This is a genomic window from Listeria marthii, assembly GCF_014227425.1.
Lineage (GTDB): Bacteria > Bacillota > Bacilli > Lactobacillales > Listeriaceae > Listeria > Listeria marthii.
The window spans coordinates 450433-471413 of sequence record NZ_JAASWB010000003.1 but is presented as its reverse complement, the minus strand read 5'-3'; the positions used below and the strand labels follow the sequence as shown (position 1 = coordinate 471413).

General features: G+C 37.0%; 26 protein-coding genes. 12 read left to right on the top strand and 14 right to left on the bottom strand.

Annotation, left to right across the window (positions count from 1 at the left end; translation table 11 throughout):
• Positions 1–76: 76 nt before the first annotated feature.
• The gene (locus HCJ55_RS07685) at positions 77–484 is read right to left on the bottom strand and encodes a VOC family protein (protein ID WP_185502111.1); all 408 of its coding nucleotides are present in this window, start codon (positions 482–484) and stop codon (positions 77–79) included.
• 167 nt (positions 485–651) lie between these two features.
• On the opposite strand from HCJ55_RS07685, the gene HCJ55_RS07680 reads away from it, so the two are divergent.
• Positions 652–1251, top strand: a complete 600-nt coding sequence (locus HCJ55_RS07680; protein ID WP_185517648.1) for a histidine phosphatase family protein — start codon at positions 652–654, stop codon at positions 1249–1251.
• Positions 1252–1284: 33 nt separating this feature from the next.
• On the opposite strand, the gene HCJ55_RS07675 is transcribed toward HCJ55_RS07680, so the two are convergent.
• The gene (locus tag HCJ55_RS07675) at positions 1285–1545 is read right to left on the bottom strand and encodes a hypothetical protein (protein WP_003726046.1); all 261 of its coding nucleotides are present in this window, start codon (positions 1543–1545) and stop codon (positions 1285–1287) included.
• 123 nt (positions 1546–1668) lie between these two features.
• Here HCJ55_RS07675 and dbpA point away from each other — a divergent pair, with 123 nt between their 5' ends.
• The 3 genes from dbpA to HCJ55_RS07660 all read left to right on the top strand — a co-directional run bounded on the left by dbpA (position 1669) and on the right by HCJ55_RS07660 (position 4011).
• Entirely contained in the window at positions 1669–3081 is a 1413-nt protein-coding gene (dbpA, locus tag HCJ55_RS07670) for an ATP-dependent RNA helicase DbpA (RefSeq protein ID WP_185503633.1), read from the top strand.
• Positions 3082–3105: 24 nt separating this feature from the next.
• The gene (locus HCJ55_RS07665; RefSeq protein ID WP_185517646.1) at positions 3106–3369 is read left to right on the top strand and encodes a DUF3116 family protein; all 264 of its coding nucleotides are present in this window, start codon (positions 3106–3108) and stop codon (positions 3367–3369) included.
• Positions 3370–3534: 165 nt separating this feature from the next.
• Positions 3535–4011, top strand: a complete 477-nt coding sequence (locus HCJ55_RS07660) for an NUDIX hydrolase (RefSeq protein ID WP_185502116.1) — start codon at positions 3535–3537, stop codon at positions 4009–4011.
• Between the two features lie 37 nt (positions 4012–4048).
• Here the strand turns inward: HCJ55_RS07660 and HCJ55_RS07655 are convergent, their stop codons facing one another.
• A complete protein-coding gene (locus HCJ55_RS07655) occupies positions 4049–4294 on the bottom strand; it encodes a hypothetical protein (protein ID WP_008947622.1) in 246 nt (81 codons plus the stop codon).
• Entirely contained in the window at positions 4291–5496 is a 1206-nt protein-coding gene (locus tag HCJ55_RS07650) for an MFS transporter (RefSeq protein ID WP_185503632.1), read from the bottom strand. The genes HCJ55_RS07655 and HCJ55_RS07650 overlap by 4 nt, the downstream gene beginning before the upstream one ends.
• 204 nt (positions 5497–5700) lie before the next feature.
• Here HCJ55_RS07650 and HCJ55_RS07645 point away from each other — a divergent pair, with 204 nt between their 5' ends.
• A complete protein-coding gene (locus tag HCJ55_RS07645; protein ID WP_008947624.1) occupies positions 5701–6360 on the top strand; it encodes a Crp/Fnr family transcriptional regulator in 660 nt (219 codons plus the stop codon).
• Positions 6361–6399: 39 nt separating this feature from the next.
• Here HCJ55_RS07645 and HCJ55_RS07640 read toward each other — a convergent pair whose 3' ends face one another.
• From HCJ55_RS07640 to HCJ55_RS07630, 3 genes are all read right to left on the bottom strand, one after another.
• Positions 6400–6594, bottom strand: coding sequence for a hypothetical protein (locus HCJ55_RS07640; protein WP_003723550.1), 195 nt, complete (start codon positions 6592–6594; stop codon positions 6400–6402).
• A 66-nt stretch (positions 6595–6660) separates the two neighbouring features.
• Positions 6661–7506 carry a YitT family protein gene (locus tag HCJ55_RS07635; protein WP_185502118.1) on the bottom strand — a complete coding sequence of 282 codons (846 nt, stop codon included), beginning with the start codon at positions 7504–7506 and terminating at the stop codon, positions 6661–6663.
• Between the two features lie 329 nt (positions 7507–7835).
• On the bottom strand, positions 7836–7973 hold the full coding sequence (locus HCJ55_RS07630) for a hypothetical protein (protein WP_003723553.1): 138 nt from the start codon (positions 7971–7973) through the stop codon (positions 7836–7838).
• Positions 7974–8124: 151 nt separating this feature from the next.
• Between HCJ55_RS07630 and treR the strand changes: the two genes are divergently transcribed.
• Positions 8125–8838 carry a trehalose operon repressor gene (treR, locus tag HCJ55_RS07625; protein ID WP_008947626.1) on the top strand — a complete coding sequence of 238 codons (714 nt, stop codon included), beginning with the start codon at positions 8125–8127 and terminating at the stop codon, positions 8836–8838.
• A 30-nt stretch (positions 8839–8868) separates the two neighbouring features.
• On the opposite strand, the gene treC is transcribed toward treR, so the two are convergent.
• The gene (gene treC, locus HCJ55_RS07620) at positions 8869–10515 is read right to left on the bottom strand and encodes an alpha,alpha-phosphotrehalase (RefSeq protein ID WP_185517644.1); all 1647 of its coding nucleotides are present in this window, start codon (positions 10513–10515) and stop codon (positions 8869–8871) included.
• Positions 10516–10532: 17 nt separating this feature from the next.
• Positions 10533–12017, bottom strand: coding sequence for a PTS system trehalose-specific EIIBC component (gene treP / locus HCJ55_RS07615; RefSeq protein ID WP_008947628.1), 1485 nt, complete (start codon positions 12015–12017; stop codon positions 10533–10535).
• Between the two features lie 116 nt (positions 12018–12133).
• On the opposite strand from treP, the gene HCJ55_RS07610 reads away from it, so the two are divergent.
• Positions 12134–12595, top strand: a complete 462-nt coding sequence (locus tag HCJ55_RS07610) for an NUDIX hydrolase (RefSeq protein ID WP_185517642.1) — start codon at positions 12134–12136, stop codon at positions 12593–12595.
• Positions 12596–12630: 35 nt separating this feature from the next.
• Here the strand turns inward: HCJ55_RS07610 and HCJ55_RS07605 are convergent, their stop codons facing one another.
• Positions 12631–13095: a hypothetical protein gene (locus HCJ55_RS07605; RefSeq protein WP_185517640.1), complete on the bottom strand. Its 465-nt coding sequence runs from the start codon at positions 13093–13095 to the stop codon at positions 12631–12633.
• A gap of 188 nt (positions 13096–13283) precedes the next feature.
• On the opposite strand from HCJ55_RS07605, the gene HCJ55_RS07600 reads away from it, so the two are divergent.
• A complete protein-coding gene (locus HCJ55_RS07600; protein ID WP_185517638.1) occupies positions 13284–14198 on the top strand; it encodes an alpha/beta fold hydrolase in 915 nt (304 codons plus the stop codon).
• A gap of 22 nt (positions 14199–14220) precedes the next feature.
• Here the strand turns inward: HCJ55_RS07600 and HCJ55_RS07595 are convergent, their stop codons facing one another.
• The 4 genes from HCJ55_RS07595 to HCJ55_RS07580 form a co-directional block, all read right to left on the bottom strand.
• The gene (locus HCJ55_RS07595) at positions 14221–15468 is read right to left on the bottom strand and encodes a glutamate-5-semialdehyde dehydrogenase (protein ID WP_185517636.1); all 1248 of its coding nucleotides are present in this window, start codon (positions 15466–15468) and stop codon (positions 14221–14223) included.
• Complete coding sequence (gene proB, locus HCJ55_RS07590; protein ID WP_185517634.1) at positions 15461–16282, bottom strand: glutamate 5-kinase; 822 nt, start codon at positions 16280–16282, stop codon at positions 15461–15463. The genes HCJ55_RS07595 and proB overlap by 8 nt, the downstream gene beginning before the upstream one ends.
• Before the next feature lie 147 nt (positions 16283–16429).
• Positions 16430–17569, bottom strand: a complete 1140-nt coding sequence (locus HCJ55_RS07585; protein ID WP_185502123.1) for a PrsW family glutamic-type intramembrane protease — start codon at positions 17567–17569, stop codon at positions 16430–16432.
• Between the two features lie 80 nt (positions 17570–17649).
• Positions 17650–18045: a helix-turn-helix domain-containing protein gene (locus HCJ55_RS07580; RefSeq protein ID WP_185502124.1), complete on the bottom strand. Its 396-nt coding sequence runs from the start codon at positions 18043–18045 to the stop codon at positions 17650–17652.
• Between the two features lie 150 nt (positions 18046–18195).
• Here HCJ55_RS07580 and HCJ55_RS07575 point away from each other — a divergent pair, with 150 nt between their 5' ends.
• From HCJ55_RS07575 to HCJ55_RS07560, 4 genes are all read left to right on the top strand, one after another.
• Positions 18196–18411 carry a helix-turn-helix domain-containing protein gene (locus tag HCJ55_RS07575; RefSeq protein WP_003736439.1) on the top strand — a complete coding sequence of 72 codons (216 nt, stop codon included), beginning with the start codon at positions 18196–18198 and terminating at the stop codon, positions 18409–18411.
• A gap of 107 nt (positions 18412–18518) precedes the next feature.
• Positions 18519–19052: a matrixin family metalloprotease gene (locus HCJ55_RS07570; protein WP_185517632.1), complete on the top strand. Its 534-nt coding sequence runs from the start codon at positions 18519–18521 to the stop codon at positions 19050–19052.
• A 16-nt stretch (positions 19053–19068) separates the two neighbouring features.
• On the top strand, positions 19069–19722 hold the full coding sequence (locus HCJ55_RS07565) for a hypothetical protein (protein WP_185506781.1): 654 nt from the start codon (positions 19069–19071) through the stop codon (positions 19720–19722).
• Between the two features lie 266 nt (positions 19723–19988).
• The gene (locus HCJ55_RS07560; RefSeq protein WP_185502127.1) at positions 19989–20927 is read left to right on the top strand and encodes a hypothetical protein; all 939 of its coding nucleotides are present in this window, start codon (positions 19989–19991) and stop codon (positions 20925–20927) included.
• The last annotated feature ends 54 nt before the right edge of the window (positions 20928–20981 follow it).

Genomic DNA, 20981 nt, shown 5'->3' with positions numbered 1-20981 from the left:
CTTGCAAATTTGGTTTGTCTACTAAAAATGGACTTAAAGAAAGAACCTGGGAAATTTCTCCCAGATTCATTTGTTTTCATGATAAATTGAGCTGCCAATCTATACCAAACTTATCTTTAACCTCTCCAAATTTTTCCGACCAGAATGTTTTGGCAAGTGGCATAATGACAGTACCACCTTCTGCAAGCTGATGAAATTGTTTCGTTAATTTTATTTCATCAGATGTATCAATAACTAGCGTAATATTGTCGCCAAATGTAAGTGGCCTAGACTTAGGTACGTCGGAAAACATGACTTTTACACCGTCTATTACTAAGCTAGCGTTCAGAACTAAATTTTTTAGCGAATCTTCTATAGGTTGCTCCGCTGTCTCGATTTCCCTATATGTCAGCAAATCTGTACACTTTGTTCCAAAAATTTCTTCATAAAACGCGATAGCATCTCTGGATTGTGTTCTAAAATTCAAGTAAACATTTAACGTCATTTGAATTCCTCCTCGATTTTTATTCGCTATAGTTTTATTGATTTAAGTGTATTTATTATAGCAGATACGAGAAAAAAGAGGAAAAGTTAAGCCGATAAATGCTTGACTTGGAGCTACTCCAAGGTGATAGACTAATAGTAAGATATTAGATACAGGGGGAGAATGACATGAAAAAAACGCTATATTTAATGCGCCACGGCCAAACATTATTTAATCAACGTAAAAAAATTCAAGGTTTTTGTGACGCACCACTAACGGAACTTGGTATCAAACAAGCCAAAATCGCTGGAAGTTACTTTCAAGAAAACAAGATTGAATTCGACCAAGCCTATAGTTCCACTTCAGAGCGCGCATGCGACACGTTAGAGCTTGTTACAGATAAAAGCTACACTAGATTGAAAGGCTTAAAAGAATGGAATTTCGGCACGTTTGAAGGGGAGAGCGAAGATTTAAATCCGCCACTTCCATATGGTGATTTTTTCGCGACATTTGGTGGGGAACGGGAAATGGATTTTAGAGATCGCTTACTGGAAACAATGGAGGGCATCATGATCCAAGATAGGCATGATACGGTTCTCGCTGTATCCCACGGAGCCGCTTGCGCCCAATTTGCCCGCTATTGGGAGAAAACGAGTAAGATTGGCATAGTAACAGGACTGAAAAACTGCTGTATCTTGAAGTTTGAATATGAGAATGGAGAGTTTACTTTGGTTAATTTTATTAATCATGATTTTGAAAGTGGGGCGCATATTGAAAGCGCAAAATAAAAAAAGCACTCGTAAATGAGTGCTTTTTTCACGTCATTGAAACAAATTCTTTATTTTATCCAAAAACCCACCAGTTAATTCATTCGCGGTATCTTGCAAGTTTTCCGTAAGGCCGCTTGTTTTATCTTGTAGATTTTCTGTTAAGTTCGTCGCTTCATTCTGTAAATTTTCTGTGACATTGCTCGCTTGTTCGCCAAGCTCAGATGCTTTGTTTGTTGCCTCTTCTGTCAGTGTTCCTAGGTTTTCCAGGGGCAGGGACTCGGTAACTTTATTCTTCAAATCATCTAAATTCATTGTTTCCTCCTTATTTTGGGGGCTTAGAGTTCATTCTAAAGGAAGATGCGGCGAACTACAAACAATTAGTACCGTCATTTGTGAAAAAATATGGTATGATGATAGGAGGAAATGAGGACTGACATGACTAATTTAAAATTAAGTGAAGAAATTAAAAGAGCTATTAATGAACTAGGATATACAGAAGCGACCCCTGTTCAAAAAGCAGTAATTCCAGTTGCCTTAACAGGAGAAGATATCGTTGCTAAATCACAAACTGGTAGTGGGAAAACAGCGGCATTCGCGATTCCAATTGCCGAACAAGTCGTTTGGGAAGAGAACAAGCCACAAGCACTTATTATCGTTCCAACCCGAGAGCTCGCAATGCAGGTCAAAACGGAATGTACGAACATTGGCCGCTTTAAACGTATTAAAGCAGCAGCGATTTACGGGCAATCACCATTTGCCAAACAAAAATTAGAATTAAGCCAAAAAAACCATATTGTCGTTGGAACACCTGGCCGACTACTTGATCACATCGAAAAAGGGTCACTGAATGTTGATAAAGTAGCCCACTTAGTTTTAGATGAAGTAGACGAAATGTTAAGCATGGGCTTTATTGATCAAGTAGAAGACATTCTTAGCCGTTTACCAAAAGAGCGCCAAAATCTATTTTTCTCTGCAACAATGCCAGAAGAAATGCAAGATTTAATCAAACGTTACCAAGACGATCCAAAGGTAATTGAAATGGCATCGGAAAAAACGAACCCGATTTTCCATGTTGAAATGCAAACAGATAATAAAGAAAAAACACTGAAAGACGTTTTAATTACAGAAAATCCTGATAGTGCGATTATTTTTTGCAACACAAAAAATCAAGTAGATGAGCTAACTGATTTACTCGATTTAAGAGTCAGCAAAATTCATGGCGGTTTAAGACAAGAAGACCGTTTTCGCGCAATGGATGATTTTAAAAGTGGTAAGTCGCGTTTCTTAATTGCGACAGATGTGGCAGGGCGCGGGATTGATGTAGATAATGTGTCACTCGTAATCAACTACGATTTGCCGATTGAAAAAGAAAACTATGTCCACCGAATCGGTCGTACTGGCCGTGCTGGAAAAAGCGGGAAGGCGATTAGTTTCGTGAAGACGAACGAAAATCCACTTTTGCGCGAGATAGAAGAATTGCTTCATATCACGATTGAAAAAAAACGCAAACCGACTATCATTGAAGTAAGAGCAAATGAAGAAGCTTTCCACAAAAAACAACAAAAACGTCCAGTGATCAAAAAAGCGCGCGGTGAAAAATTAAATAAAAACATCATGAAACTTTACTTTAACGGCGGCAAAAAGAAAAAAATTCGCGCGGTAGATTTTGTTGGAACTATTTCTAAACTAGAAGGAATTACAGCAGAAGATATTGGTATTATTACCATTGAGGATCATGTTTCTTTTGTAGAAATTTTAAATGGAAAAGGCCCAGCTGTTCTGGACATGATGCGTTCGCGCAAAGTGAAAGGTAGACGCTTGAAAGTAAACGAAGCCAGAAAGCGATAATATTAAGTAAAGAAGGTTTCAAGTATGGAAAGGCCCAGTAATGAGCTTATTCTTATGGTATTGAATGTTGTTAAAAATCCAATATATAACATAAAATCATTGACCATTCACTTTTTGCATACTGATGTTGTTGGAGATTCTACAAGGAATGAGTTACTGTATTGCACTTATTGGCTTGAGTTTCATGGGTTCATTCAAAGAGACGAAAATAATAGCAAACAAAAATATTACAGCATAACCAAACAAGGTGATTTTTTACTTCAAAAAATTAAACATGAACTTTCATGATTTAGTCACACTTTGTTCACATTTATTCGTTATATTAAGAGTAACCTTTTTTTCAATGAAATATCTCACCTGGCAGCATCCGTCTCCCTACAAAACGCGGATGCTGCTCTTTTTGTGCGTAGAATTATGCTATACTAAGTAAAACTGAAAATGGAAGGTGACATCGTGTACAAATACACCATTTGTTTTATACAAAGAGGAGACCAAATTTTATTATTAAATCGACAAAAAGCGCCATGGATGGGAAGTTGGAATGGTGTTGGCGGGAAAATTGAGCCAGGGGAAATACTTATCGATTCCATTCAGCGTGAGATTACTGAAGAAACAGGGATTGCTCCAGCTGATTATGAAATTCGGGATATTGGCGAGATGATTTGGTTTGTAAATGAAGAATATCTAGGTGGAATGCATTTGTTTTTTGCAAAACTTCCAGATGATTATGATTATCCAACTCCACGTGCGATGGATGAAGGAATTTTAGATTTTAAAGAGCGTCATTGGGTTTTTGATGAGGAAAATACGGGTGTGGTGAGTTATTTATCATATATTTTCCAGCATGTACAAGACACAACGACACGAATAAAAATCACCACAAAATATCAAGGGAAAACCTTACTACATATTAGCCACCAACCCTTATAAAAAAAGCATTGCGACCACTCGCAATGCTTCCACTCTATCAAGATGTCGTAAAATAACTAGCTTCCCAACGACTAATCAAATTTTTCGCATCTTCCGTAGATAACTGTTTATGACCGATAATCTGCTCTTTAGCAATTTCGATGCTTTCAAAATGATCAATTAAACGTTGCGATGGATTGTTAATATACACATCGCGCAGCTGAATTGACTGCCGTTTCTCACTTTCGTTTCCTCTAGCACCTACGATATACCCCGCTGCAGTAATAAGTAATAATTTATTCATAGTTCTTCGCTCCCTTTTAGTTGTTCTTGCGCGCCACTGGACACTTTTTTTCTGGATAAAAACATGTAGATAAAGACGCAAATAAATGCGATAGCCCCAGCAATAATGTAAATGCCTTGGAATGAAAGGACATGATGAATTTCACCCATAATATAAGGCCCAATCCCAAGCCCTAAATCAAGCCCGATAAAGTAAGTAGATAAGCCGATCCCAATACGGTGTGGCTCGCAAACTTTCAAACAAACAGCTTGTCCATTTGACATAAACGTCCCGTAACCTAACCCAATCAAGCCACCTGAAATAAGTAAAACAAGACTTGATGTTGCGGTACTAAGGACCACTAAGCCAACTGCTAAAAAGAGATAACTCGGATACATCACGTATTTTTCACCTTTGGCATCAAATAATTTCCCAGACATTGGACGAGTGAACGTAATAACGAGTGCATAAACAACAAAAAAGAATGTCCCAGCACTTACTAAATTGATTTCTCTTGCATAAGAAGCAAGGAATGTAAGTACGCTCGAATAAGAAATCCCCATTAAAAAGGCAATAAAAGTAATCGGAATAACTTTAGTTTCAATAAAACTTTTGACTGTCCAAGTTTGTAAAGCTTTGCGATGTTCTGTTGTTAAAACGATATTTTTCACTGGTAAGTAGAAGCAAAGTAGTGCAGTTAAAAAGACAATCACCGTGGAGAAAATAATAATCGTATAAAAGTTCGTCTTGCTAAGTAAAATCATTCCAATAAATGGTCCAATTGCAGCAGCAAGGCTCGTACTAAGACCATAATAATTAATTCCTTCACCATTTCGAGAATTAGGAATATACGCTGTAACAATCGCATTGGTGGCTGTTGAGGTTGTCCCGTAAGCAAACCCATTCAAAAAGCGAATAACGAACATAATCGCAATTGTCGGCATGTATAAGTAAGCCAGTGTCGTTACTAAGAAAAATAAAATCCCAAATCTTAAAACACGCTTACGGCCAAACAGTTCGAGCTTTTTCCCCATGTAAAGCCGTGCGAGAAGCGTTCCAATAATATAAATACCAGACGCAAATCCCGCTTCGCCAAGTGATGCATTCAGCTCCTCTTGGGCAATGACGGCGATAATCACCATAAGCAAATAATAAACGAGATAAACGACAAAGTTAATCAATGTTATTAAGACAAAACCCTTGTTAAACAATTTTTCTTTCATAAATAAAAATCCCTTCCTACATGTAATCTGTTATTTATCTCAGCGACAAACAGTATTATAGGGGAAATTCGAAGAGGATACTTTTTAATTTGGTAATTATTTCTGATATATACAAATTTGTATAACATATGTTGAAAAAATAGGGAATAGTATTTTGTATGATTAATATGCTTTAACTGGAAGGACAAAAAGGAGGTTAAGAACATGAAGCACAATATTCTTAATAATTATGTAAGCACAAATGATTTTCCAGTTATTACAAGGGGAAAACGTAAATATTTAACTTACGAGGGGCTTGAAGATTCTTATGTGTACATACTTAAAAAAGGGATTATCAAAACGAGTATTATTTCAAGGGATGGTAGGGAGTTTAACTTAAACTACATTAATAAAATGGATATTATCTCGCTGTTAAAAGATGAGTATTCCCAGTTTGCCAATGCGCCGTTTAATATTCGTGTGGAGTCTGATACGGCAGAACTGTATCAAGTTGACCGGGTGAGATTTTGGAAAGATGTGAACCGTGATGTGGATTTGCAAATTTATGTCAAAGATTATTACCGGACTAGGCTTTTGCAATCAATAAAAAAAATGCAACAAATGTTGATGAACGGGAAACTAGGCGCGATTTGTACGCAACTCTATGAACTCTATACACTTTTCGGAGTGGAAATAGCGGAAGACCAATATTTAATTGATTTCCTAGTGAGCAATGAAGAAATTGGTCATTTTTGCGGGATTAATTCTGCGAGCAGTGTGAACCGAATTTTCCAACAGCTCAAAAAAGAAGGCGTCATTACCATGCAAAATCGTTATATTATTATTAAAAAATTAGACGTTATTCAAGAAAACGTAATTTTTTAACAGAAGAAAAGCACTGCAAATGATGATTGCAGTGCTTTTCTATCCTCTTTTTTTAAATGAATATCGAATTCTAAGTGTGATGAGTCCGATGATAATTAGCAAACCGCCAACCATCAAATTCTCTAAGTCGCTAAAATCCCAAAAGATAGAGATTCCGATATTAGATAGTCCTAGAAAAACAAAAACCAAGCCAACAACAAGCAAAACCAAATAAGCCGGTTTAGAAATTTTCATAAGGACGCCTCACTTACATTAAAAATAATTTCCACATTATTGTAACATAACTTTAGCTAAACGACATTATTCACTTGTAATTTGTTTTGTAAAACCTTCACCAACTACACTTTGAACATCATTAATAATAAAGAACGCTTTCTCATCATATTTATTGACGATTTTTGTAAGCGGTAGTAGTTGATCGCGACTAATCACGATATAAAGGATTTTTTTATCTTGACGCATATAGAAACCTTGACCGTTGAAAAGGGTAATACCACGTTCCAATTTCGCATCAATTTCCGTAGCAATTTCTTCATAATAGTCCGAAATAATCGTAACAGATTTCTTAGGATTATAACCTTCCAAAATGAAATCAAGTACTTTAGTCGAAATATAAAGCGAAACGACTGTCAGCAACATATTTTCAAATCCGATTACAAACACAGAAGGGATCACGACTAGTAAATCAAAGAATAGCAGGGCATAACTCGTATTCCAGCCAAGGTATTTATTAGCAATTTTCGCTAAAATCGCACTACCAGCTGTGGTTCCGCCACCGTTCATAATTAGCCCCATTCCAACGCCCATCATTAATCCAGCAAAAATCGCGGCAATAATAGTTTGGTTTGCCACAAAAGCAAGCGGCTCAGAAAAATGTAAAAATATCGAAGTGAAACTAATAGCGACAATCGTCCAAACAATCGTCATACGATCAAGAAACTTGTAACCAATTATTAGTAAAATACCGTTAAAAATAAAAGTAGTGACAGCGGGAGTCCAGCCGAGCAAGTAATAAAGCATCATCGTTAGCCCAGTAACGCCGCCTTCTCCTAAATTATTCGGGATGGCAAAAATATTGACAGCGAGCGAGAAAATAAGCGCCCCCGTAATGATTTTTGCGATGTTCCAACCAGTTTTATTTTTCATATCCATTTCTCCTTTCCACACAAAAAAAGACCCAAGAACACCTCTAAAAAGGCACTCTGGAGTCTTTTTATTAAAAAAGCATTAACTGACATATTGTCATTAATTGTCTCACCATAAAAAATTGCTATTCATTTCAACACAATTTACAATATACCATAAAAAATAAGCAGCTTCAAGCCTTTTTTAAGTAAAAGTAATTAGCCGAAAATCGCTAAAAATGGCATTAAATTAAGTAAAAATAAACCTACAAGAACGCTAATAACAATTTTGATGACAAGCGGTTTTTCACTTTCTGTTTTTTTCAACTTGTTTCCCTCCCTAATTCGCGCTTACTTTGCCCAGTGTACAAACTCATTTTTAAGTGGCATATAAGTGGCAGTTTTTTTCTTATAGATTTGATAAGCAAGTATAAATCCGAGAAACGCTGGAACGATAATTGCAAAAATAGTTAAAATAACTTTAGTCATAAAAAAATACCTCCTCTTAAATCAAAACACAAGTGCAAACCTTACTACTATCAGTGTACCAAATTTTAGCTGATTTTGGTAATAAAGCGGGTTAGCAAATTTCGGTTACAATTAAGGGTAAATGTGCTACAATAGCGGTGGGTGAGTAAATTTGAATAAGAAAAATAAGTTTTTCGACATATATTTAGAATTAGAGCAAGATATCACATCTGGCGTTTATCCAGCAGGCACACTACTTCCAAGTGAAAATGTCCTGGCTAAGCGTTTTTCGGTATCCCGTGAAACTATCAGAAAAGCACTGGTTTTATTGCTTGAAAACGGCTGTATTCAAAAGCTCCAAGGCAAAGGATCTGTTGTCATTGACCGGGAACGTTATTCTTTTCCAGTTTCTGGATTAACTAGTTTTAAAGAACTACAAAAATCGGAACATATGAATGCAACAACAAAAGTTATTCGAAATGAACGTACGACCTTGCCAGATCGAATTGCCGATTTCGCTGGTCTTCCACATGGTTCAACGTGCTTGGCGATTCTGAGAGTGCGCTATTTAGAAGAAGAGGCAACCATTTTGGATTATGATTACTTGCTAGATAAGACGGAGCCAATCGCGAATGAGGTTTTAGAAGATTCGCTTTACCAATACTTAGAAAATGAAAAAGGCTATGAAATCAGCTATGCTCAAAAAGAAATTACAGTTGAGCCGCTGAATGCTGAAGATAAAAAATACTTAGCGCTACACGGTGATACGCATGTCGTTGTCGTGAAAAGTACCGTGTTTTTAAAAGACACGACACTGTTTCAATACACAGAATCACGCCACCGATTGGATAAATTCCGTTTTATTGATTTTGCGAGAAGACGCTAAAAAACCCGAGAAACGAATCTCGGGCTTTTTTTATTGAATTAAAGTTAACGTTTCATAAGGTGCTAATTCTATTTCAGAACTGATTGCTTGGCGTCCGTAATTGGATAATAAGACGCTAGCATTTAAAAATTCAGTTGGAAGTTGTATTTTTTTCGCTGTTGAACCAAAGTGATGAATGGCGAGCAGGGAAGTAGTCGCGTTGGAACGTTTATAAGCGATAATGGAATCTTCTTCCGTTAGATATGGCGTGTAATCGCCTGTTTGGATCACGGGATGCTCTTTCCGCAAGGCAATTAATTTTTGATAGAAATAGAAAATACTCGATTTATCGGATATGGCTGTTTGCACATTAATTTCGTTTGCATTGTCAGCTACTTTTATCCAAGGTGTGCCTGTTGTGAAGCCAGCATTTTCTGAGTCATCCCATTGCATCGGTGTCCGACTATTATCACGCGAACGCTCTTTAATAACCTCCATTACCTCTTGTTCGCTAAGCCCATTTTTTTGTAAAATATCAAAATGGTTGAGCGTTTCTACATCGACATAATCATCAATTGTCTCAAACTTAGGATTCATCATACCGATTTCTTCACCCATATAAACAAAGGGTGTTCCACGCATGAAATGAATTGTCGCACCAAGTAAGGTGGCAGAATGATAATAATGTTCTGGCTGATCAGTTGCAAAACGCCCAAGAGCTCTTGGTTGATCATGGTTATTCCAGAAAAGCGCATCCCAGCCATTTTCCTCCGACATCGCTACTTGCCATGTATGGAAAATGGCTTTTAAGTTAGCAAAATTCACATCGGCCAAACGCCATTTTTCGCCATTAGGATAATCTACTTTCAAGTGATGGAAATGGAACACCATCGACAATTCTTTTTCATCTGGCTTACTATAACGGATACAATTGTCAATATCAGTAGATGACATTTCACCAACCGTAATAATCGGCTTATCACCAAAAGTTCGTTCATTCAACTCTTTCAAATAAGTGTGAATCCCTGGCCCGTCCGTATAGAAACGACGACCATCACCTTCGAAATCATCTTCCAGAAATTTTGGCTTCGCAATGACATTTAAAACATCTAAACGAAAACCTTCGACCCCTTTTTCAATCCAAAAATTGACGACATCAAATAGTGCCTCGCGTACATTCGGGTTTGCCCAATCTAAATCTGCTTGAGTAATGTCGTATAAATGCATGTAATACTCCGAGGAATCTGGCAATTTTTCCCAAGCACTACCACCAAACTTGGATTCCCAGTTCGTTGGGGGAGAACCATCTGCTTTTGCTTGGCGGAAATAGTAAAAGTCACGGTAAAATGGATCGCCGGCTAATGCCTTTTTAAACCAAGGATGTTCTGTAGAAGTATGATTTAATACTAAGTCAATCATAATGCCAATATTTCTTTTTTTTGCTTCATTGATAAGCGTAGTGACATCGTCCATCGTACCAAATAAAGGATCTACCGCTGTATAATCAGCGATATCATACCCATTATCATTTTGCGGAGAAGGATAAAATGGATTAAGCCAAATCATCTCAATTCCGAGTTTTTGTAAGTAATCAAGCTTAGCAGTGATACCAGGAATATCCCCAGTACCATTGCCAGTCGTATCGTAAAAGGATCTTGGATACACTTGATAAATTGTTTTTTGAGCAAACTTTGTCATAAGAGAAGCCTCACTTTTTAGTTGGTAGTTTTCGCAGATTCACGATATTCTTTTTTACCAAAAGTACGAATCGGTGCAGTATCTACTTTGTTTAAAATATTATATTTGCGGAATAATACAGTTAGAATGAACGGAACAACGATAGTAATTAGCATACATAAGGCAAAAACTGCATAGTATTTAGGGTTGATGGAGAGAATGCCCGGTAAACCACCGACTCCAATTGAGTTCGCCATAACGCCACTTGATACAGAAACAACGGCAGCAATCGCCGAACCAATCATGGCAGCCACGAAAGGATATAAGTATTTCAAATTAATACCAAACATCGCAGGTTCCGTTACACCTAAATAACAAGAAATAGTTGCAGGAATCGAAACTTGTTCTTCTTTTTCATTACCACGGTGTAAAAAGATAATTGCTAAAACAGCCGAACCTTGAGCAATGTTAGATAAAGCAATCATAGGCCAAAGGTTGGTTCCATCGAATTGACTCATTAACTGTAAATCGATGGCATTTGTCATATGATGCAGTCCCGTGACAACGAGCGGGGCATATAAGAAACCAAATAAAGCAGCGAATAACCAACTAAGTCCGCCAGTTAAACCAGCATAAACAACATTCGAAATCGCGTCGCCAATTTTCCAACCAATAGGTCCGAGGATAACGTGAGCCGCTAGAACGGTAGGAACGAGAGCAAAGAATGGAACAAAAATCATTGAAATTGCATTTGGAATAAATTTACGTAACCAGATTTCCAGATAGGCTAATAAGAAGCCGGCCATAATTGCTGGAATGACTTGTGCCTGATAACCAATCATTTGTACTTGAGCAAACCCAAAATCCCAAACTGGAATATCGCCAGCTTTTGTTTCCACCACACTATAAGCATTTAGCAGTTGCGGGGAAACTAGTGTTAAACCAAGGACAATCCCAAGAATTTGTGTGGTTCCCATTTTTTTCGCAATCGACCATGTAATCCCAACAGGTAGGAAGTGGAATACAGCCTCACCAATAAGCCACAAGAAACTATAAACACCCGCCCAAAATGGATAAACATCTACAATTGTTTTCGTACCATCTTCTAAAAACTTAATATCCCCAATAACGTTACGGAAACCAAGAATAAGACCACCAACAACAATTGCGGGAATTAACGGTGTAAAAATTTCAGCCAATCCAGCAAGCAAACGTTGCAATAAACTCATATTTTTCTTCGCATCTGCTTTGGCATCATCCTTATTTACGCCTTCCACACCGCTAATTTTGGAAAATTCATTATAAAAAATAGCTACATCATTACCTATAATTACTTGAAATTGTCCAGCTTGTGTAAATGTCCCTTTTACTGCTGGAATGTCTTCAATTGCCGGAATATCGGCATTGTCTGGATCTTGCAAAACAAAACGCATTCTTGTAGCACAGTGTGTGACAGATGAAATATTTTCCTTGCCACCAATTAATTCTAAAAGAGTGCTTGCATCCTTTTTATAGTCGACCATAAAACTTCCTCCTTTTAAACTTGTATATACAAGTTGTTCGCCATTACTATACTATAAATAACTTGAAAGCGCAACCACTTTATTTATGCTAAAATAAAAAAGAAGGAGGGATGGTAATGAAACATGTTAGAACAGCAGCAATTATCACGCACCAAAACAAAATTTTACTTCACTCCAACCAAGGTGGAAATTACTGGACGCTTCCAGGTGGCGCAGTAGAAAATGAATTGACGAAAGATGGCTTAAAGCGGGAAATGAAAGAAGAGCTTGGGGAAGAAGTAAGCATTGGTGATTTAAAAATAGTTGCTGAAAATCGCTTTTTGTATCGAGGAGAAGAAGTGGATAGTATTGAGTTTTATTATTGTGTGAATCTTTGGCCGGATAGTGAGCTGCCTGAATTAGCAACATTCACGAAAACAGAAGCATTTGGCCAAAACGAGGAGATGCCGTACGAGTTAAATTTTAAATGGATTGAATTAGATAAGTTGGATGAGATAACTATTTTGCCACCGTTTCTTGGAGTGGAATTAAAACAATTAGCCGGAAAAACAATTAAACATATCGAGCAAACTACATAAAAATCCCGCGAAACTGCCATTTCGCGGGTTTTCGTTTAATTAGTTAAAGATACTAACGTCATTTCTTTTTTGCTAATGTCTAAGAACGGTAATTTAACCCGTGTATCTAAACAGTAAGCGTTGTAAAGCAATGGTTTTAAAGTAGTTGTATTGCTTTCTACTTGGCGAACAAAATTACCAATTTCTTGATATAAAATTTCAATATTTTTTAGACTACCAATTTTTGAATCAATGCGATTTTCACTTACATTCACATTGGAGTTCGTTACTTTTTCATTAAATTCATCATTGATAGCGTCTTTTGTACGTTCAATTCTTGTAAAACGTGTATCTTCCCAATCAATCTCAATAATATGACAATCATCTAGTTGCAGGAAGTCACCAGTCCAAAGTTTTCCATCGATTTCAACAATCATTCTCGTCTCAGGAAAAACCTCTTTGTTACGATATTTTTTTAGTAAATAATCATACATTTGTAATTGCGCTAAACAGTTATCCATGTGTGTCATCTCCTTATGGGACTATTATAGCATATTGTGATTATGTGAACAATCTACTTGCGATAAATGAATAGTTGGAACTGTAACTTTTTAACTAGTTATACAAAAGTCCTAATTAAAGCTTAGTAAAGAGTGAAAATCAGGCTCTGGTGGTATACTAATAATAAGATGAAATGGGAGGGAGACACATGTACAAACAAATGAAATTAAAAGCTCTAGATGGGCTAGATTTACATTTACATATTTGGGATGAGGTGGAAAACCCAGTAGGTGTAGTTCAAATTGTTCATGGGATGGCAGAACACGGAGCTAGATATGATTTATTCGCAAAACGTTTGAACCAAGCGGGTTATATTGCCGTAGCCGATGATCATCGTGGCTTCGGAAAATCAGCTGTGGATGAAGCTACTTTAGGTCATTTAGACGGTGAAACTGGTTTTAAAAATATGATAGAAGATGAAGGCGTAGTTCGAACATATTTAAAAGAAAATTATCCAGATTTGCCATATTTTATTTTTGCGCACAGTATGGGAAGTTTTATCATTCGAACTTTTATGGCGAAACATCAAGTAGATGGCGTAATCCTCAGCGGCACTGGCTTACAACCAACCGCTTTACTAAAAATGGGACAAATTGTAACGAAACAACGCGTGAAAAAAGATGATAGGAAAAGAAGCGGCTTTCTAAATAAATTAGCTTTTTGGGGTTATAATCGTCCGTTTAATGAAAATCATAATTTCAGTTGGCTAACGCGCGATGTGGCTATTTATAAAGCGTATGAACAAGATCCGTTTTGTGGTCCCGTTGTTGGAACGAGCGGATTTTTCCACAATCTCTTTGAATCAATAAAAGTGAGTCAGCAGAAAGAAACCGTGGAAAGTGTTCCGAAAGACTTGCCAATATTGCTGCTCTCAGGAAGCGCTGATCCGGTTGGCCATTTCGGAAAAGATACGCCTAAAATCGCCTTAGCGCTAGAAAAAGCTGGGGTAGAGGATGTGACGTATAAAATTTATGAAAATGCGCGTCATGAACTTGTGAATGAATTATGTAAAGAAACAGTTTTTCAAGATGTGATTGATTGGTTGAATATAAAAAGAAGGTAGCCATAATTAGGCTACCTTCTTTTTAATTACGGATTTGACCGTCTCCGAAAATAATATATTTTGTTGATGTAAGTTCAGTTAAGCCCATTGGTCCGCGCGCATGAAGTTTTTGCGTACTAATACCAATTTCAGCGCCGAATCCCATTGCAAAGCCATCCGTGAAACGAGTAGAAGCATTGATATAAACTGCTGCAGCATCTACTTTTTGATGGAAAGCTTGGCCGGTTGCATAGTCATTAGAAATGATTGCCTCGGAATGCTTCGTGCCATATTTATTAATATGATTGATTGCTTCATCCACTGAATCGACCACTTTAACCGCCAAAATGAAATCTAAAAATTCATCTTCCCAATCGGATTCAGTTGCAGCTTTAGACTCTGTTAGAATATCACGTGCACGCTCGTCAGCACGAAGTTCCACATGATATTCTTTTAAAGCCGTTTCCATCGCTGGAAGAAATTCTTGTGCAACATCTTTATGAATAAGTAGCGTTTCTGCGGAATTACAAACAGAAGGGCGTGAGCATTTGGCATTGACTAAAATATCGATTGCCATTTGCTTTTCTGCTGCTTTATCCACGTAAATATGGCAATTACCAGTACCAGTTTCAATTACAGGAACAGTAGCATTTTCAAGTACGGTTTGAATTAATCTTGCGCCACCACGAGGGATAAGGACATCTAAAAAGCGATTCAAACGCATCATATCGCGCGCCGTTTCACGAGAAGTATCTTCAATTAGTTGTACGCTAGAACGAGGGAAACCAGATGCTTCAATCGAATATTGAATAACAGACATAAGCGCTTTATTAGAGTCTATCGCATCACTACCACCACGTAAAATCACCGCATTCCCCGTTTTAAAGCAAAGAACTGAAGCATCGACTGTAACATTTGGTCTGGATTCGTAGATAATCCCTATGACGCCAAGTGGAACTCTCGTTTTTCCGATAGTCAATTCCGCTTCATTTTTCCACATATTCGTTACTTCGCCAATCGGATCTTTCAACGCGACTACTTGTTTAACTGCATCTGAAATCTCTTTAATTCGCTCTTCTGTTAAACGAAGGCGATCAATCATCGTTTCCGGTGTGCCTTTTTCCCGGGCGCGAACGATATCTTTTTCATTTTCTTGTAAAAGTGTCGCAGTGTGTGCAAGTAAATCATTGCTTAGATTCAGTAAGGCTTCATTTTTTTGTTTCGTTGTTGCCTGTGCTAAAAATTGGGCGGCTTCTTTGGCGGCACTACCTTTTTTTATCAGTTCAGTCATGTGAAAATTCCTCCTCTTTACTAGCGAATAACGTTCCAACTTGTTCACCTTGCATAATATTGAAAATAACGGTTGGATTTTTGCCGTTTGTTAAAATCATTTTTTGGTTAGAAGCCATGCAATACGAGGCTGCAGAAAGCTTGGTTAACATTCCGCCAGTTCCAAATTCAGAACCTCGACCTCCAGCAAGTGCTTCGATTTCAGGCGTGATTTGATTGATTTCAGAGAACATAACTGCATTTGGATCGGTTGTCGGATTACTTTCGTAAAAGCCATCGATATCAGAAAGCATAATCAGCAAATCTGCTTGAACGAGTTTAGCTACAATTGCTGAAAGAAGGTCATTATCGCCGTATTTAGTTACATGCTCCAGTTCTTCAACAGCAACCGTATCATTTTCATTTACAATCGGAATAATACCACGACCAAGAAGGCTATCTAGAGTATTCATAACATTTTCGCGGCTAATAGGGAAGTCAGTCACATCACGAGTAAGCAGCACCTGTCCAACTATTTGCCCATATTCACCAAAAAATTTACTATAAATATGCATTAATTCACTTTGACCAACAGAAGCTACTGCTTGAAGGTCAGGAATACTTGTAGGACGTACTGGAAGTTGCAATTTATGACAGCCAACTCCAATCGCGCCAGAAGAAACAAGGATAACTTCTTTTCCTTCATTGCGTAAATCGGATAAAACCATCGCTAATTTTTCAATGGTACGTAAATTAATGTGGCCATTTCCATACATCAATGTACTTGTACCAACCTTAATAACTAATCTCTTGCTATTTTTCAAAGATTCGCGCATTTCTATGACCCCTCTGCTAATAAGATAATACTTCTATTTTACATGAAAATGCGGATATGTCCATATTAGAATCAAGTTTCCAAGCTTTATTTAGCTGGTTTTTGATAAAAAAATAAGCCCTAAGAAATTTTCTTAGGACTCTTTTAATTATTTAGCTGCTTTACTCGCGGCCGAAATGACGGAAACTTGTTTCAATCCTTTACTAATTAGACGCAAGATAACGAACCAAACAACAACGATTAAGACAATTTGTTTAAACGCGATTGCTGGAAGTGGATTGAACGGGCAATCCCAAGCGAAATGTAATGCGATTGGAATAATAAACCATTTCCAAAACGTACCTGTGAAAATGTGGTGCATTCCAAGCTTTTGATCTCCTTTAGCGATAACAAGAGCAGCACCAGTAATTGCGGCCCAGACAACATGGCCACCGATAGACTGCCAACCACGGCTAAAGATAACATTCATCATTGTTTCACCAGCAATATGAATATCTTTGAATAAGAATGCTGCATCGACACTATAGTTAAACGCATAACCAAGTGATTCAAAAGCAGCAAATCCAGCGCCAACAGCTGCACCGATAAGTAAACCGTTTAAAATATACTTCGAGTTTAACGAACGAATAAACAGAGCAACAATAATCATTTTCCCAGTTTCTTCAATAAAACCAACCAAAAGGGCATTAAAGTAATTTAATTTCCCAACTGGAATAATGGAGTAAATAACGAGTGTTGCAACAAGCGCCGCGACTCCACCGATGAAGAACATCTTCACAACATCGAAAACGCTGATGTTCCGAGGAGCATTCGTTTCGAAAAAGAATAATAAGACAGAAAACGGAACTGCGAAGGAACCAATAACCATAAGTCCAGGTATTGTATTACTATTTTCAAACAAATATGTACAAGCTAGAAGTAAAAAATACGTGACGATTAATACTAAGAAAACTCTGGAGAATACCCAAGGATGTGGCCAAGTGTGCGGAATATCGCTCGTTGCTGGCGTTGTATACTTGGTCCCAGCAATAAAGACTTTTTCGCCTTCTTCTTTGGAATGCTTTTTAAAAACAGCAGAGAAGAGGTTGCCAATCTTGAGGTCTGAGTTCCCGTGATTCCCAGTATGTTGATGCAATTCTGTTTGCTTAAATGCAACCCACTCTGGATGAGGGGATTTTTGAACCAATGTATGATCGTTAATTTCCTGCTTTCTATAAAAAGCAATCATCTCAACATTCGTAAAAGGCCCAACTTTTTGTTCGTTCTTTTTGAAGTACCATTCTGACAAATGAAACTCCCCCTTTAGCTTTTTAGTTTGACTCCATTAATTATTCCCAAAAATGCTAAAAGTTAAACGAGCGAGCTGGATTAATCATTTAATTTCTTGGCTTGTTCATAAAGAAAATCAATAGAATCTGCTAAGAAATTTGCCGCGGACTCATTTAGCGGCTGTCCATCTAAATTTAAATCATCTTCATATTTTAAATCTTCGCTAATTTTTGTCATTCTTTTCCCGATATCTTTTTCATTTTGGAGTTCACTAGGGACATACATCGGAACACTTTGTTGTCCAAGTAAATAATCAACACTAACATCGTAAAGAGTAGCTATTTGTGTCACCATTTCTAAATCTGGTTCACGAATACCATATTCCCAGTTGCCATATGTAGAAGGTGCAGCTAAACCGAGTCTTCTAGCAGTTTCAGCTTTTGACCATCCTTGTTTTTCTCGAAGTAGCGTGAGTCTATTACTTAATTTTGGCATGATTTCACTCCTTTTTGTTTGATTATACAACATCTTACTCAATTTAGCTATATTTTAACACAGAACGTATTATTTTACGATTGACATACTCTTTTTGAGTTGTTAATATTGTATTAACAACTCAAAATGTGTAGATAAGGAGAAGATGACATGAAAACAGTAGACAGCAGAAAAATCAATACGGCCAAAATTCGAGACTTACGATTGGAACGGGGAATTACCCAAGCCTTCATTGCGAGGCGGATGGGATATAAGTACACATCTGGCTACAGCAACATAGAAAAAGGTACTGTTAGGCTTTCTCACAAAAATGCAGTTATCTTGAGTGAGATTTTAATGTGCGAATTGAATTTCTTTTATGAATAAGTTGACACGGGATAAAGTTAGCTAGCTAAACAAAATTAATTTTAAGGGAAACATTTAGGGTTAATGCACACAAAACGTGTGAAAAATATAAAAAAGGAGAGAACAACATGAGGAAAAAAACGTTAGTAGGGTTTCTTATTTGTATGGTATTAGTTGCGTTATTCATACCAACTAATGCAAACGCATATACGAAGAAAGGCTATGTCATGACAAAAGCGAGCGCGAAAAACTTTAAGATTTATATTAATGGATCCGCGAAAGGTTTTAAGAGTGTTATTATTAATGGAGCAAAAGCGTGGAATCCTTCACCGTATTTAAACACAGTTAGTATGGGAAACGATGTGAAACCTAATTTTACCGTCAGTAGTTCAGCAACGAACAAAGGGGATGTGCTTGCTGTCTGCAATACAACCTACTATAAATCCAATAAATTAGTCGTAAAGAATGAAATTACTCTTTATAAAGGTTTTCGCTCACTATCGAACAATCAAAAAATTGAAACGGTTATCCATGAATTTGGCCACGGCTTTGGCTTAGGACATGTAAAAACTAGAAATGCGATTATGCTGGATAAAGGCTTTATCAATAAAACGAAGCCACAAACAGATGATTACAACGGGATTAAAGCAATGTATAAATAAAAAGGAGGATTAAAAAATGAAAACAAAACTTATCATTATTACCGGCTTAGTAAGTCTAAGTGTCTTAACTGCCTGTTCCAATAACGAAACTGTAAAAGAAGAACCAGCAACAGTACAAACGGAATCCGAACAAGTAAAACCAAATAACGGAGTCGTTTCCTATCATGGGAAGTATCTTGAACTTGCGGAAAACATCGATGATCTAGAAAAAGATGCACCAATTATCGTCAAGGTAACTAAAAAATCTGAAAAAGCTACGGTTACAAAAGAAACTAAAGAAAATATTTTTCCAACAGATTTTTACACAATGAGCGAAGTGCAAATCAAGAGTATCGAAAAAGACGAAACAGGCAAATTAAAAGAGAACATGGTAATTAAAGTAATGGAATATAGCGTAGAAAACGTTACTGTGGATGGCAAAGAATATGACTTAACAATCGACGGATATAAAAATATGGAAAAAGGCGGAGAATACACGTTATTTTTAGAAAAAAATCCAGATGGAGACAATTATATTCTATCAAATGCAGTTATAAGTAAATTCCCGGTGGAGGAATTAGCTGAAAATGAATTATTCTTAGATGACGGGACGAAAGCAGAAGAAGGCGGCGAAATCGAAGAAATATATCAAGATGTATACCAAGAAGTTTTAACAGAATACAGTGAATAACTAAAGCCACTCGAATAGTGAAAGACTTCGGTATAAAATCGAGGTCTTTCTTTTTGTCTTTAAATAAAAAAGTTGGAGCGAAACCAAGCTTATTCCAACCGATTTTTCGCAAAAAAGTACCATTATAGCCACTTGACAGAACTAGACGATAACAAGTAGAATGAACCAAATCATCATTTTCACACTGGAAATGGTTAGAATTTTAACAATATGGGTAAACCCAGTTAGTATAAATAAAGCTTTTTCAAATAAAAGGAGATAAAACGATGAGTGATAGTGGTGCTTTTTTTCCAATGAGCGTTAAAAAATTTCTGGAAAAAGGGATTACCTCGTTGTCTGAAGAAGAAAAAATGAGTACGCTACATTATTTGGAAAATGCGTATCATCAAGAACCTTGCAACGAGGAAATTGTACATAAGTTAATTCAATTTTATAATCAGACGGATAAGACGAAGAAAGCGCAAGAAATGGGTCAAAACTTTTTGACGATGAATGGCTACCATAAGGATATACTTGGCGAACTATCTGTAACTTTTATGAAAGAAGATAATATGGATACATACTTCACGTTAGTTCGGCATTATATGGAAGAAGAAAAAAAGGAAGCGACAGAAGAAGTTGCTGATAACGTTATTCCATTTCCGAAACAATTTATCCCGAGAAAAGATATTCGTGAATTTGCAACTTGGCAAACAGCGGAGCAATTGGAGTTTTTACAAGAAGCACGATTTTTAGAAATTGATGCTTTTTTGCCAGCGTTTAGAGATTTTCTAGCGGATGATAGTTTTTCGCCGTTTGTGCAGTCGATGATTTTTGAATTAATGCAGGAAAAAGAAATAAACGAAGAATTGAAAGTCCGAAAAGTAGATAAGGAAGGTACTTTTAATCCGAGCCTTGTGCCGATGCTCGCAGATAACAAGTTTGCGGAAGCGCTTTTTGCGGGACTTGCGGAATTGCTTGAACATAGCAATCCAAGCCTATTAGAGCAGGTACTGGGAATCATCCAACAACATTTATTTATGCTTTATCCTTTTGAATTAGAACCAAAAGAAGTGGATGTTTGGGTCAATGCTTATTACAAATGGGCGAATGCAATGTATGGTGATAATAGCGTTATTTCGGACGATGTGAACCACTTGGCAGTAGAAGAAGCTATTTCTATTATTGAAGAGTTAGAAATCAGGCAGCAAAATTATTTTATATAATGATATTTGTTGTTTTCAAGTCAGGGATATCTGTGTTATTATTAGTGAGTATGG